Origin of the sequence: Corynebacterium sp. BF-R-2, assembly GCF_024586525.1 — a bacterium.
Lineage (GTDB): Bacteria > Actinomycetota > Actinomycetes > Mycobacteriales > Mycobacteriaceae > Corynebacterium > Corynebacterium singulare.
This window is the reverse complement of record NZ_JAMFTP010000008.1, coordinates 12,705-24,229: the sequence shown is the minus strand read 5'-3', so window position 1 is coordinate 24,229 and position 11,525 is coordinate 12,705. Positions and strand designations below refer to the sequence as shown.

General features: G+C 61.4%; 13 protein-coding genes. All 13 read left to right on the top strand.

Annotated features, from left to right (window positions below; genetic code table 11):
• Positions 1-5: 5 nt before the first annotated feature.
• The 13 genes from rplU (at position 6) to nadD (ending at position 11,453) form a co-directional block, all read left to right on the top strand.
• Positions 6-311, top strand: a complete 306-nt coding sequence (rplU, locus tag M5J09_RS06730) for a 50S ribosomal protein L21 (RefSeq protein WP_042531962.1) — start codon at positions 6-8, stop codon at positions 309-311.
• A 43-nt stretch (positions 312-354) separates the two neighbouring features.
• Positions 355-633 (top strand): 50S ribosomal protein L27, encoded by a 279-nt coding sequence (gene rpmA / locus M5J09_RS06725; RefSeq protein ID WP_042531960.1) that lies wholly within the window; start codon positions 355-357, stop codon positions 631-633.
• 121 nt (positions 634-754) lie between these two features.
• Complete coding sequence (gene obgE / locus M5J09_RS06720) at positions 755-2,281, top strand: GTPase ObgE (RefSeq protein ID WP_257157363.1); 1,527 nt, start codon at positions 755-757, stop codon at positions 2,279-2,281.
• Positions 2,282-2,300: 19 nt separating this feature from the next.
• Positions 2,301-3,533: a glutamate 5-kinase gene (gene proB, locus M5J09_RS06715; RefSeq protein ID WP_257157362.1), complete on the top strand. Its 1,233-nt coding sequence runs from the start codon at positions 2,301-2,303 to the stop codon at positions 3,531-3,533.
• On the top strand, positions 3,533-4,462 hold the full coding sequence (locus tag M5J09_RS06710; RefSeq protein WP_257157361.1) for a D-isomer specific 2-hydroxyacid dehydrogenase family protein: 930 nt from the start codon (positions 3,533-3,535) through the stop codon (positions 4,460-4,462). Before proB ends, M5J09_RS06710 begins: the two co-directional genes overlap by 1 nt.
• A gap of 13 nt (positions 4,463-4,475) precedes the next feature.
• Positions 4,476-5,381 carry a D-isomer specific 2-hydroxyacid dehydrogenase family protein gene (locus M5J09_RS06705; RefSeq protein WP_257157360.1) on the top strand — a complete coding sequence of 302 codons (906 nt, stop codon included), beginning with the start codon at positions 4,476-4,478 and terminating at the stop codon, positions 5,379-5,381.
• Complete coding sequence (locus tag M5J09_RS06700; RefSeq protein ID WP_257157359.1) at positions 5,381-5,887, top strand: DUF1707 domain-containing protein; 507 nt, start codon at positions 5,381-5,383, stop codon at positions 5,885-5,887. Before M5J09_RS06705 ends, M5J09_RS06700 begins: the two co-directional genes overlap by 1 nt.
• 48 nt (positions 5,888-5,935) lie before the next feature.
• Positions 5,936-6,094, top strand: coding sequence for a hypothetical protein (locus tag M5J09_RS06695; RefSeq protein ID WP_168162218.1), 159 nt, complete (start codon positions 5,936-5,938; stop codon positions 6,092-6,094).
• 33 nt (positions 6,095-6,127) lie between these two features.
• Entirely contained in the window at positions 6,128-7,396 is a 1,269-nt protein-coding gene (locus M5J09_RS06690) for a glutamate-5-semialdehyde dehydrogenase (RefSeq protein ID WP_257157358.1), read from the top strand.
• Between the two features lie 103 nt (positions 7,397-7,499).
• A complete protein-coding gene (locus M5J09_RS06685; protein ID WP_257157357.1) occupies positions 7,500-8,891 on the top strand; it encodes an ATP-binding protein in 1,392 nt (463 codons plus the stop codon).
• A gap of 190 nt (positions 8,892-9,081) precedes the next feature.
• Positions 9,082-9,987, top strand: a complete 906-nt coding sequence (locus M5J09_RS06680) for a cutinase family protein (protein WP_239179411.1) — start codon at positions 9,082-9,084, stop codon at positions 9,985-9,987.
• A gap of 10 nt (positions 9,988-9,997) precedes the next feature.
• On the top strand, positions 9,998-10,843 hold the full coding sequence (locus tag M5J09_RS06675; protein WP_257157356.1) for a cutinase family protein: 846 nt from the start codon (positions 9,998-10,000) through the stop codon (positions 10,841-10,843).
• Positions 10,836-11,453 (top strand): nicotinate-nucleotide adenylyltransferase, encoded by a 618-nt coding sequence (gene nadD, locus M5J09_RS06670; protein WP_239179415.1) that lies wholly within the window; start codon positions 10,836-10,838, stop codon positions 11,451-11,453. The genes M5J09_RS06675 and nadD overlap by 8 nt, the downstream gene beginning before the upstream one ends.
• Positions 11,454-11,525: the final 72 nt, after the last annotated feature.

Sequence of the window (11,525 nt, the reverse complement as noted above, 5' to 3'; positions counted from 1 at the left end):
CCTCTATGTACGCGATCGTCAAGACCGGCGGCAAGCAGTACAAGGTTGCTGAAGGTGACCTCGTCAAGGTCGAGAAGATCGAGGGTGAGCCGGGTTCCTCCGTTGCTCTCACCCCGGTTCTGCTCGTCGATGGCGCAACCGTCAAGTCGAAGGCAGCTGACCTGGAGAAGGTCTCTGTCTCCGCAGAAATTGTCGAGCAGGGCAAGGGCCCGAAGATCGACATCCTCAAGTACAAGAACAAGACTGGTTACAAGAAGCGTCAGGGCCACCGTCAGCCGGTGACCACGCTGAAGATCACCGGTATCAAGTAAGCCTTAACCGGCTCTAATCCATCCCTGAAGGAGGGGAAACCACATGGCACACAAGAAGGGTGCTTCCAGCTCCAGCAACGGTCGCGATTCCGAGTCCAAGCGCCTCGGCGTCAAGCGCTTCGGTGGTCAGCAGGTTAAGGCCGGCGAGATCATCGTGCGTCAGCGCGGCACCAAGTTCCACCCGGGTGAGAACGTTGGTCGCGGCGGCGACGATACCCTGTTCGCTCTCGCTGCCGGCTCCGTCGAGTTTGGCACCAAGCGCGGCCGCCGCATGGTCAACATCGTGCCGGCCGAAGAGGTAGCCGCAGAGGCCACCGCTTAAGAGCTTGTAGTCTTAGGTCCCGAGCATCCCGATATGTGGAGCTCGGGATTTTGGCGTTTTCTGTCGCTCGACGGAGGAGGCTGACTAGGTTGGCATGGTCGGAACCATTACACTAGCGGGCATGGCACGATTCATTGACCGAGTGGTATTGCACCTGCAGGCAGGCGACGGCGGCCACGGCTGCGCGTCCGTCCACCGCGAGAAGTTCAAGCCGCTCGGCGGCCCCGATGGCGGCAACGGCGGTCACGGCGGAGACATTCTCCTCGAGGTCTCTACCCAGATCCACACCCTCATGGATTTTCACTACCGCCCGCACATCAAGTCGGAGCGAGGCGGCAACGGCGCTGGCGATATGCGCAACGGTGCGCGTGGCGAGGATCTGATCCTCGAGGTGCCAGCCGGCACCGTTGTCTACACCGAAGAGGGCGAGATGCTCGCGGACCTCACTGTTCCCGGTACCCGATTTGTTGCAGCCGAGGGCGGCTATGGCGGTCTGGGCAACGCGGCGCTGGCATCGGCGGCGCGCAAGGCCCCGGGGTTTGCGCTGCAGGGCGAGCCCGGTGAGGCACGTGAGCTGGTTCTGGAGTTGAAGTCCATGGCGGACGTTGGCCTGGTGGGCTTCCCGTCGGCGGGTAAATCCTCGCTGATTTCGGTGCTCTCGGCCGCGAAGCCAAAGATTGGTGATTATCCCTTCACCACCCTCCAGCCCAACTTGGGCGTGGTGGACATGGGAAACGAGTCCTTCACCATGGCCGATGTGCCGGGTCTTATTCCAGGCGCAGCCGAAGGCAAGGGCCTAGGCCTGGACTTCCTCCGCCACATTGAGCGCACCGCGGTGCTGGCGCACGTGGTGGACACCGCGTCGATTGAGCCCGGCCGCGACCCCGTCTCCGATATTGAGGCTCTCGAGAACGAGCTGGCCAAGTACCAGGAGCTGCTGGAGGAAGACAACGGCCTCGGTGACCTGCGCGAGCGCCCGCGCGTCATCATCCTCAATAAGGCCGATGTGCCGGAGGCGGAGGAGCTCGCTGAATTTGTCAAGGACGACCTTGAGGAAAAGTTCGGCTGGCCGGTCTTCATCATCTCCGCGGTGGCGCGCAAGGGACTGGACCCGCTCAAGTACAAGCTCATGGAGATGGTCAACGAGCACCGCAAGGCCCAGCCGAAGGCTAAGGCAGATAAGAACCACACCATCATCCAGCCGAAGTCCGTGGGCAAGAAGAAGGGACGTTTCGCCGACTTCACCATCACCAAGGACCCGGAGGTGGAGGGCGGCTTCATCGTTGAGGGCGAGAAGATCGACCGCTGGATCCGCCAGACGGACTTCGAGAACGACGAAGCCGTGGGCTACCTCGCCGACCGCCTGGCCAAGGCCGGCGTGGAGGCCGAGCTGCACAAGATGGGCGCGGAGGAAGGCTGCCCGGTGACCATCGGGGATATCACCTTCGAGTACGAGCCGATGGCAGGCGGCCGCGCCACGGATGCCGGCCGCGGCCAGGATGCTCGCCTCATGAGCACCGAGCGCGTCTCCGCCGCAGAGCGCAAGCGCGCTTCCCAGGCGCGCCGTGGTTTGGTGGATGAGTTCGATTACGGCACGGATGAGGAGATCACGCGCGAGTCCGCGAACCGCGATCGCTGGCAGGGCTAGGCCGGTATACTGAGCTTTTATGTCAACTGAACCAGACAACCAGCTCGACTATCCTCTCCCTCTCGAACCTTTCGAGGGGCCAACACCGGACGTGGATTATCCGGAGACCCCCACGCTCTCGGATAAATCCAGCGGCTTCTCCTCCCCGCTGCGTGATCAGATTGCAAAGGCCAAGCGCATCGTCATCAAGATCGGTTCCTCCTCGCTCACGCGCGACGATTTTGTGACCTCCACGGAGAAGATCGACAAGATCGTTGATGCTGTGTGTGCCCGCATGAATGTCTCCGACATCATCATCGTCTCCTCCGGTGCGGTGGCTGCCGGCATGGGCCCCTTGGGCCTGACACAGCGCCCAACTGACCTCGCCACCAAGCAGGCAGCGGCGGCAGTCGGCCAGGTCCACCTCGCGTACGAGTGGGGCGTGTCCTTTGCACGCTACAACCGCACCATTGGACAGGTGCTGTTGACGGCGTCGGACGTCGGCAAGCGCGAACGTGCCCGCAACGCCCAGCGCACCATTGACCGCCTGCGCCAGATGCGCACGGTGCCCATCGTCAACGAGAATGACACCGTGGCGACCTCCGAGATGCACTTTGGTGATAACGACCGCCTCTCCGCGCTCGTGGCCAATCTCGTCGGCGCGGACGCGCTCTTCCTGTTCTCCGACGTGGATGGCCTCTATGACAAGAACCCGGCGGAGCCGGACGCCAAGTTCGTCGAAGAGGTGCGCACCGGTAAGGACCTTAAGGCAGTTGTGGCCGGTGACGGCGGCAAGGTCGGTACCGGCGGTATGGCCACCAAGGTGTCCGCTGCCCGCCTGGCCACCCGTGGCGGCATCCCGGTGCTGCTGACGTCGACGGACAACATCGGGCAGGCGCTTGACGACGCCTCCGTGGGCACCGTCTTCCACACTCGTGAGGAGCGCCGCCTCTCCGCCTGGAAGTTCTGGGCGCTCTACTGTGCCGATGCCGGCGGCTCCCTGCGTCTAGATGAAGGCGCGATGGAGGCCGTGGTGCGCGGCGGCAACTCCCTGCTGGCCGTGGGACTGACTGATATTAAGGGCGAGTTCAACGCAGGCGAGATCGTCGACATTATGGGCCCGAAGGGCCAAGTCATTGGCCGCGGCGAGGTGGGCTATGACTCGCAGACGCTGCGCAGCCTCTTGGGCAAGCACACGGATGAACTTCCCGAGGACCTGCGCCGCCCCGTGGTGCACGCAGACTACCTGTCCAACTTCGCCTCCCGTATCTGATGCGCTATTACATGGGGCCGGACGTGTGGGAACCCACCGTTCGGGATATCGAGGAGGCCGGGCATGAGCGCGTGGAGAGCCTTGCTGAGGCCGAGGTCTTCATCAACACCTCTTCCGACGTGTCGGAGGTTCCGGAGCTTCCGGAGAATATCCAGTGGGTGCAGTACTGCTTCACGGGCGTCAATCACTTCATCGAAGCCGGCATCATCCAGCCTGATGGGGTGCCGTGGTGTAACTCCGCCGGGGCCTTTGCCAAACCGGTGGCGGAATCCGCGCTGGGCCTCTTGCTCTCCCAAGCACACCATCACAAGGCGTTTGCCCTGGCCAAGACGTGGTCGGTGGCGCAGGAACTTGATGAGTCCCAGGCGTGGCTCTATGACCAGCAGGGGCCGAAGCGAGTCGTGATTGTGGGCGCGGGAGGAATCGGAAAGCAGCTCATTGCGTATCTGAAGCCCTTCGGCGCGCACATCACCGCGGTGAATCGTTCGGGCCGCACAGTGGAAGGCGCGGATGCCACCCTCCCCATCGAGCGCGTGGATGAGGTGTGGGGTGACGCGGATTTCGTGGTGAGTATTCTGCCGGCGACAGCGGAGACGGAGCACTTTTTCGATGCCTCAGTTTTCCGTGCCATGAAGGACTCGGCGCTCTTTATTAACGTTGGCCGTGGAAGCACGGTCGTCACCGATGACCTCGTGGAGGCCCTGCGTACAGGCCAGATTGCCGGTGCCGGCCTGGAGGTCGTGGACCCGGAGCCGCTGCCGGATGGCCACCCGCTGTATGACCTTCCGAATGCCACAATGACGCCCCATATGGGCGCATCTTTCCAGGTGGCCCAGCACCACATGGGTGCTATCTTCAACGCCAACGCCGCTGCGTGGGAGCACGGCGAACCCATGCCCACGCGCGTGGACCCGGATGCCGGATACTAAGGGAGGACATTTCATGAAGTACGCCATTGAACCGAAGCCGTGGGAGGAGACCATCGCGGTGTTGGACGCTGCGGGGTTTGAACGCGCCGCGCTTTCCGACGCCTCCTTCCTCATCTACACCGGTGACGGCACCGATTTCCCGGACCCACTCCCGGAGAATATCGGCTTCGTCCAGATTCCATCAGCGGGCGTGGACCATGTCCTTGACGTGATGAAGGACAGTACGGTGCCGTGGTCGAATGCGGCCGGAGTTTATGACAGCACGGTGGCGGAATCCACCATCGCGCTGCTCTTGGCGCAGCTGCATGCGCACCGTCGCGTCAACGGCACCTTCGATTCCTATGCTGAGATGGAGGCGCACACTTCCTATCTCTACGACGACAAGACTGTCGCCATCATCGGTGCGGGCGGAATTGGCAAGCGGTTAATTACGATGCTCTCCGGCTTTGGCCCGCGCATCATCGCGGTCAATCGCTCCGGCAACCCCGTCGAGGGCGCGGATGAGACCTATCCCATCGCTGAGGTGGAGAAGGTCTGGCCGAAGGCGGACTACTTTGTCCTCATTGCGCCGCTGACCCCGGAAACCCGCCACATGGTGGACGCGGAAGCCTTGAAACAAATGCCTTCCCACGCGGTTGTGGTCAACGTCGGCCGTGGCCCGCTCATCAATACCGAGGACCTCGTTGCTGCTTTGGACTCCGGGGAGATTGCTGGTGCTGCGCTCGACGTCACCGACCCTGAGCCGCTCCCGGAGGATCACCCGCTGTGGCAGGACAAGCGCGTGGTCATCACCCCGCACATTGCTAATACGCAGCGCTCCGTGCGCGAAAAGATCGGTGCGCACACCGTCAAAGTGGCCAAGGCTTTCGCGTCGGGGGAGCCGCTGCCAACTTGGGTTGACCCGAAGGCAGGTTATTAATGGAGAACCCAGACATCCGCGTTGGTGATGCGGAGCGTTCCGAGGCCCTAGAGAAGTTGAGCCAGCACTTCGTCAACGGCGCGTTGGGCCCCGATGAATTTGAGCAACGTACCGGTGAAGCTGCCGCAGCGCGCACCCGTGGGGAAGTGGCCAAGCTTTTCGCAGACTTGCCGGAGCTTTCCACCCCAAACGCCACCGCACCCGCTAGCCGCCACGAGGCGGAACTGCAGGAGATGCTCTCCCGCGGCCGTAAGGTCCAAATAGCGGATTCCGTCATCTGGTCGGTAGCGATGATCGCGCTTTTCCTAGGCCTCTTCGTCTTTGATTGGAGCTATTTCTGGATTTCGCCCGTCATCGCGTTCTTCGCGTCCTGGGCTGCGCGCGGCGTGCTGAACTTTAGCGAGTCGGATGAAGAGCTCTTCGACGAGCTTTCCGAAGGGGAAAAGAAAAAGCGCGCCGAGCGCTTGCGTGCCGCGGCCGAGCGCCGCCGCGAAATCGGGTATTAAACCCCTCGTGCGCTGCGCATAGTAATAAATCGTTGTATATTCCGTTTTATGAATAAAAGAAACGGTAATATCTTCGTCATCGTCGGCATCCTTGCGGTCCTTGCATTCCTCCTGCTCGACTCTCTTGCGCACTGGTCGCAGGCGTGGCTCGTCTTTCCTGTCTTCGCGCTGGTAGGATCCTTGGTCTATTTCACAAGAAAACCCTGACGGGCTCGCGCTTCTTCCGTACGCTGGTATGGCATGAGCACTACCGAACGTGAAGAAGTTTTGTCCCAAGCCCGCGCCGCCAAGGCGGTAGCACCCCAGTTCGCGCAGCTGCCTACCCCGCGCAAGAATGAGATCCTCAACCGTGCGGCGGAGAATCTCATCGCGCACACTGAGGACATCCTCGCCGCCAACCAGCGCGATATTGAGGCCGGCCGTGCTAACGGCATGTCTGAGTCCCTCATCGACCGCCTTTCGCTTGACGCTGCCCGCATCGAGGGTATTGCTGGCGGCTTGCGCCAGGTAGCCTCCCTCCAGGACCCGGTGGGGGAGATCCTGCAGGGCCGCACCATGGATAACGGCATCCAGATGAAGCAGGTGCGCGTGCCGCTCGGCGTCATGGGCATGGTCTACGAGGCGCGCCCGAACGTCACCGTCGACGCCTTCGGCCTGGCGCTGAAGTCCGGCAACGTGCCGCTGCTGCGCGGTTCCAAGTCCGCGAAGAACTCCAACGCCAAGCTCGTGGAGCTGCTTCAGGACACCCTGGTGGAGTTCGACCTCCCGCGCGAGGGCGTGCAGCTTCTGCCCTGTGAGACCCACGATTCCGTGCAGGACCTCATCACCGCCCGTGGCCTGGTGGATCTGGTCATCCCGCGCGGCGGTGCCCGTCTCATCAACGCGGTGGTGGAAAACGCCACCGTTCCTGCTATCGAGACCGGAACCGGTAACTGCCACTTCTACGTCGATGCTTCCGCGGACCTGGACAAAGCGATCGACATGGTCATCAACGGCAAGACCCGGCGTACCTCCGTGTGTAACTCCACCGAGTGCGTGCTCATCGACGCCGCGCTTGCCGACGATGCCAAGCTCCGCATCATCACCTCCCTCCAGGAGGCGGGGGTCACCATCCACGGCGATGTGAAGGAACTCGAGGCCTTCGGCGTCAAGGACGCCGTGGAGGCTACTGATGAAGAGTGGCGCGAGGAATTCCTCTCCATGGATATCTGCGCCAAGGTCGTTGAGGGCGTCGACGGGGCCATCGCACACATCGCCGAGTACACCACCGGCCACACAGAGGCCATCGCTGCCCAGGACGCCGATGTGCTCATGACCTTTGCCAACGAGGTCGACGCAGCCGCCGTGATGCTCAACGCCTCCACCGCGTTTACCGATGGTGAGGTCTACGGCATGGGCGCCGAAATCGGCATCTCCACCCAGAAGCTACATGCGCGCGGCCCGATGGCGTTGCCGGAGCTGACTTCCACCAAGTGGATCCTTCAGGGCACCGGCCAGACCCGCCCCTAAGGACAGCTAGAAAAGCTACTCGAAAGCTACTCGAAAGGAATTTTTCGAGTCTGAACTGCGCAAAACATCCTACTCGAAAACTTTTCGAGTAGGATGTTGCTCTGTGAGCGTACAGCGAAACTTTCACGAAGAGCCGCAGCTGCTCTTGAGCGTGCCCGAGGATCAGCGGTTCGATCGTAAATCGTTCCGAATCAAACCCAAGGATTTGGCCAAGACAATCGTCGGAATGGCAAATGCCGAGGGAGGTGTTGTTGCCGTGGGGATTACTGATCGTGGGTTTGATGGCCGTCCCACAGCAGGGCAGGGCAACGATCTGCGGCAGACCGCGTTGGATCACACGGATCCGACCGTTAGAGTTCGCATCGAAACGCTTGACATTGACGGGGATATCGAGGTGCACCTCTTTCATGTCCTACCCAGCGAGCGGGTCCACTATTTAAAGTCAGGGGAGTGTTACCTGCGGGTCGGTGACAAGTCTAGGCATCTCAAGGCCGATGACATCCTTGAGCTTCGCTATACCAAGGGCGAGCAGCAGTACGACGCTACTGTGCTGGCGCAGGCTTGTCCGGAGGACCTCGATATGTCCTTAGTCGAAGATTATGCTGACACTATTGGTTCGGCCTCCGGTGTGGATTCACTCCGAGCGCGAAATCTGATTGACCGTCAGGGGAGGCCGCGGGCCGCTGCGCTCTTGCTGTTTGGAAAGAATCCGCAGGAGTTTTTCCCGAATGCTCACATCCGGGTACTTCGCTTCGCGGAAAACGAGCGCCTGCCAGGTCAGCAACAACAGTTGATGGAAGATTGTCGCTTTGATGGTCCTGTGCCGGAGCAGATTCGTGCAGCACAAGAGGTAATCGGCAGGATGCTGCCGACAGTTCGTAGACTGTCTGGGGCGGGGTTATTTGAAGAGGAAAACCTCATTCCACATGATGTGTGGTTAGAAGGATTAGTTAACGCAGTTGTGCACCGTTCATACAGCATGTCGGGTGACCATATTCGATTCGAGGTGTACCCCAATCGGATTGAGATTTCTAGCCCCGGGCGGTTTCCAGGTCTTGTTGATCCTGCTAAGCCTGAATCGATAGCACGTTTCGCGCGCAATCCCCTCATTGCACGTGTTACTGCTGAGCTTCGCATCGGCCAAGAACTGGGAGAGGGGATCCGCCGCATGTTCGCTGGTATGCGTCGTGTCGGATTTGCTGATCCCTCTTATGTGCAGACGAGCGGCAGCGTTGTTCTGACATTGAAGGCAATTCAACGATTGAACGAGCACGTTCTGAAGGACTTGCCCCGACATGCCGAAGGGGCGTTGGCGGCGTTGGAAACGAGCACACGTCCAATGTCTACGGGGGAAGTGGCGGAAGCTCTTGGTGTGTCAATTCCGTCAGTGCGTCGTGCATTGCAAGTCATGCGTGACAAGGGGCTTGTGAAATGGAGGGGTAATGGCCCGCGTGATCCACGGGCAGTGTGGTTTGTTGAGGGGCCTTTTGGATGAGCTGAGTAGAGCTAGAAAAGCTACTCGAAAGCTACTCGAAAGGAATTTTTCGAGTCTGACCTGCGCAAAACATCCTACTCGAAAAGTTTTCGAGTAGGATGTCCTCCTTTGCCACGGGGGGCGTGCTGCGCGCTGGGGCAGTACTAGGTAATCTGAAGCGCGATAATAAATCCAACCTGATAGGTGTCTAGTGTTGTCCCGCTTTGCTTCCGCTATGGCCGCCGCCGTCATGGCCGTGTCCGCCCTCATCGTCCCTCATACCGTGTCCGCGCCCGCTGCCAGCGCCGATGAGCACTGCCCCGCAGTGGTCTTCGTGGCCGCTCGTGGCTCCGGGCAAAACGGCCAGATCTACCCGACGCAGTATTCCAACCAGGGAGGCCGTGCCTCCAATGGGTGGGAAGGTGAATCCATGCGCGCCATGTTGCGCAACGCCGAATCGCACTACCAGGCCACGCACGGTGGTAACTCGATGATGAAGGACGTCTACGTCCTAGGCTTGGAGCCCAAGTACTACCCGGCGACGTACCCGGAGTACACCGTGCCGAACGTGGGGCTGCCCACCACTGCGGCGCAGGCGCTAGGCGTGGTTCTGCAGTACGCTAAGCCGGTCGTGAACACTGCTGTCTCGGCCCTGGATCAGTTCTCGCACTCCGTGCAGACCGGCAAGCGCGGCGTCATGAGCGCCATCAACGACTACGAAGGTGCTACTGGCTGCCACCCGCAGTACATCTTGTCCGGCTACTCCCAGGGTGCGATGGTCATCGCTAGCCATGAGAAGGAACTGGCCAACCGCGGCCAACTCGCTGGTGTGGTTACCTTTGGCAACCCGCTGACCCGCAAGAACGATCCCTCTGTGGTGGGCAATACCCAGGGTGCTGGCGGCCCGATGGGCTTCATGCCCTACCCGCGCGCTACCGGTAACCGCGTTGATTACTGCCTGCCGCTCGATGCCGTATGCGACCTTTCCGTAGGCACCCTGTACGCCGCAGAGCCCACTGGTGGCTCTCATGGTCAGTACTTCTTCGCCCCCCACCAGTGGGATAATCAGGTCTACGATTCTATCGGCCGCATGGTGGATGGGGTTCGTTTCCGCTAAACAAGAAAGAGTGAAGCCTTTTCTCTCGCTCCTTGCGCTGTTCAGCGCAGCACTGGCCGTGACGGCGAACCCGCCTGCTGCAGCAGGTGGTATCGACACCTGCCCAGGCACCGTGGTGCTTGTCGCGCGCGGATCGGACCAGAACGAGGCCCACGGCGAACACGTTGGTCCGCAGCGCTACGCCGAGCATGCACCGGCGTCCACCGGCTTCGAGGGGCGAAATTTCGCAGCACTCTTCCACCACGTGGAGCGCCGGCATCCCGGCACAATGGATGATGTCTTTGTGCTCGCGCTTGATGATGTCTCCTATCCCGCCACCATGAACCTCCCACCCCTCGCGCGCGAGGGGGAGGAACTCAGCCCGCGCCACATGCTGCTGCGCGTGCGTGAAATAGTGCAGGAGCACCCAGTCGGGGAACTAGTCCGCTCAGTCACGTGGGGCGCCATCCAGAGCGTGCGTACGGGCATCACCAACGCCCCGATGGTGGTGGCAGACTATGAGGACTCCACTGGCTGCCACCCGCGCTGGGTGGTGGCCGGTTACTCGCAGGGAGCTGTGGTGACCACGAGTGTGGAGGACCACCTGGCCAAGAGCGGGCGCCTCCACGGAGTCATCACAATGGGCAGCCCGCTGCACCAGCTGCCGTGGGTGCGCAACCGCGCTGGACTTCCCGCGGACCGGTACGTGGACTACTGCCTCCCCGATGATTTTGCCTGCGATTTCTCCCTCAGTGCCGCCGGCGATGCCTTGGCCACCAAAGCGCAGCGTCACGCGTCCTATTTCTTAGGAGAACTCTCCGGGCAGGACGTGCAGGTCATCGACGCCGTGGCCGGTATACTCACCACCCATGACTAGTCCGCAACGCATCGGCATCATGGGTGGCACCTTCGATCCCATCCACAACGGTCACCTTGTGGCCGCCAGCGAGGTAGCCCACCGCTTCCGCCTCGATACGGTGGTCTTCGTGCCCACCGGCCAGCCCTGGCACAAGGCCGATAAGCAGGTCACCGCCGCCGAACACCGCTACCTCATGACGATGGTGGCCACAGCGTCGAACCCGCGCTTCACCGTCTCCCGCGTGGACATTGACCGCGAGGGACCTACCTACACCATCGACACGTTGCGGGATCTGCGCGCCGTCTTCCTCGACGCGGAGCTCTACTTCATCACCGGCGCCGACTCACTCGCCTCCATCATGAGCTGGCGCGACTGGGAAGAAATGCTGGAGATGGCGCACTTCGTTGGCGTAACCCGTCCCGGCTACGAGCTCAGCAAAGACATGCTGCCGCAGGAATCTCAAGACGCCATCGAGCTCATCGAGATCCCCGCCATGGCTATTTCCTCTACTGACTGTCGCGCCCGCGCCGAACAAGGCCAGCCGGTGTGGTACCTGGTGCCGGATGGGGTCGTGCAGTACATCGCCAAGAATCACCTGTATGGCCCGCGTCCGGAAAAGCCGCTGTAGCATTCTTGCGCTGGGATGACTCACGAGCAGCTTCTGACTAGGAAATCACGCCCCCGACGTGTAAGACTAGAG

What these genes read in the sequence shown, in the direction of transcription:
- rplU (WP_042531962.1), top strand. Translation starts at nt 6, where the DNA reads ATGTACGCGATCGTCAAGACCGGCGGCAAGCAGTACAAGGTTGCTGAA.
- rpmA (WP_042531960.1), top strand. Translation starts at nt 355, where the DNA reads ATGGCACACAAGAAGGGTGCTTCCAGCTCCAGCAACGGTCGCGATTCC.
- obgE (WP_257157363.1), top strand. Translation starts at nt 755, where the DNA reads ATGGCACGATTCATTGACCGAGTGGTATTGCACCTGCAGGCAGGCGAC.
- proB (WP_257157362.1), top strand. Translation starts at nt 2,301, where the DNA reads ATGTCAACTGAACCAGACAACCAGCTCGACTATCCTCTCCCTCTCGAA.
- M5J09_RS06710 (WP_257157361.1), top strand. Translation starts at nt 3,533, where the DNA reads ATGCGCTATTACATGGGGCCGGACGTGTGGGAACCCACCGTTCGGGAT.
- M5J09_RS06705 (WP_257157360.1), top strand. Translation starts at nt 4,476, where the DNA reads ATGAAGTACGCCATTGAACCGAAGCCGTGGGAGGAGACCATCGCGGTG.
- M5J09_RS06700 (WP_257157359.1), top strand. Translation starts at nt 5,381, where the DNA reads ATGGAGAACCCAGACATCCGCGTTGGTGATGCGGAGCGTTCCGAGGCC.
- M5J09_RS06695 (WP_168162218.1), top strand. Translation starts at nt 5,936, where the DNA reads ATGAATAAAAGAAACGGTAATATCTTCGTCATCGTCGGCATCCTTGCG.
- M5J09_RS06690 (WP_257157358.1), top strand. Translation starts at nt 6,128, where the DNA reads ATGAGCACTACCGAACGTGAAGAAGTTTTGTCCCAAGCCCGCGCCGCC.
- nadD (WP_239179415.1), top strand. Translation starts at nt 10,836, where the DNA reads ATGACTAGTCCGCAACGCATCGGCATCATGGGTGGCACCTTCGATCCC.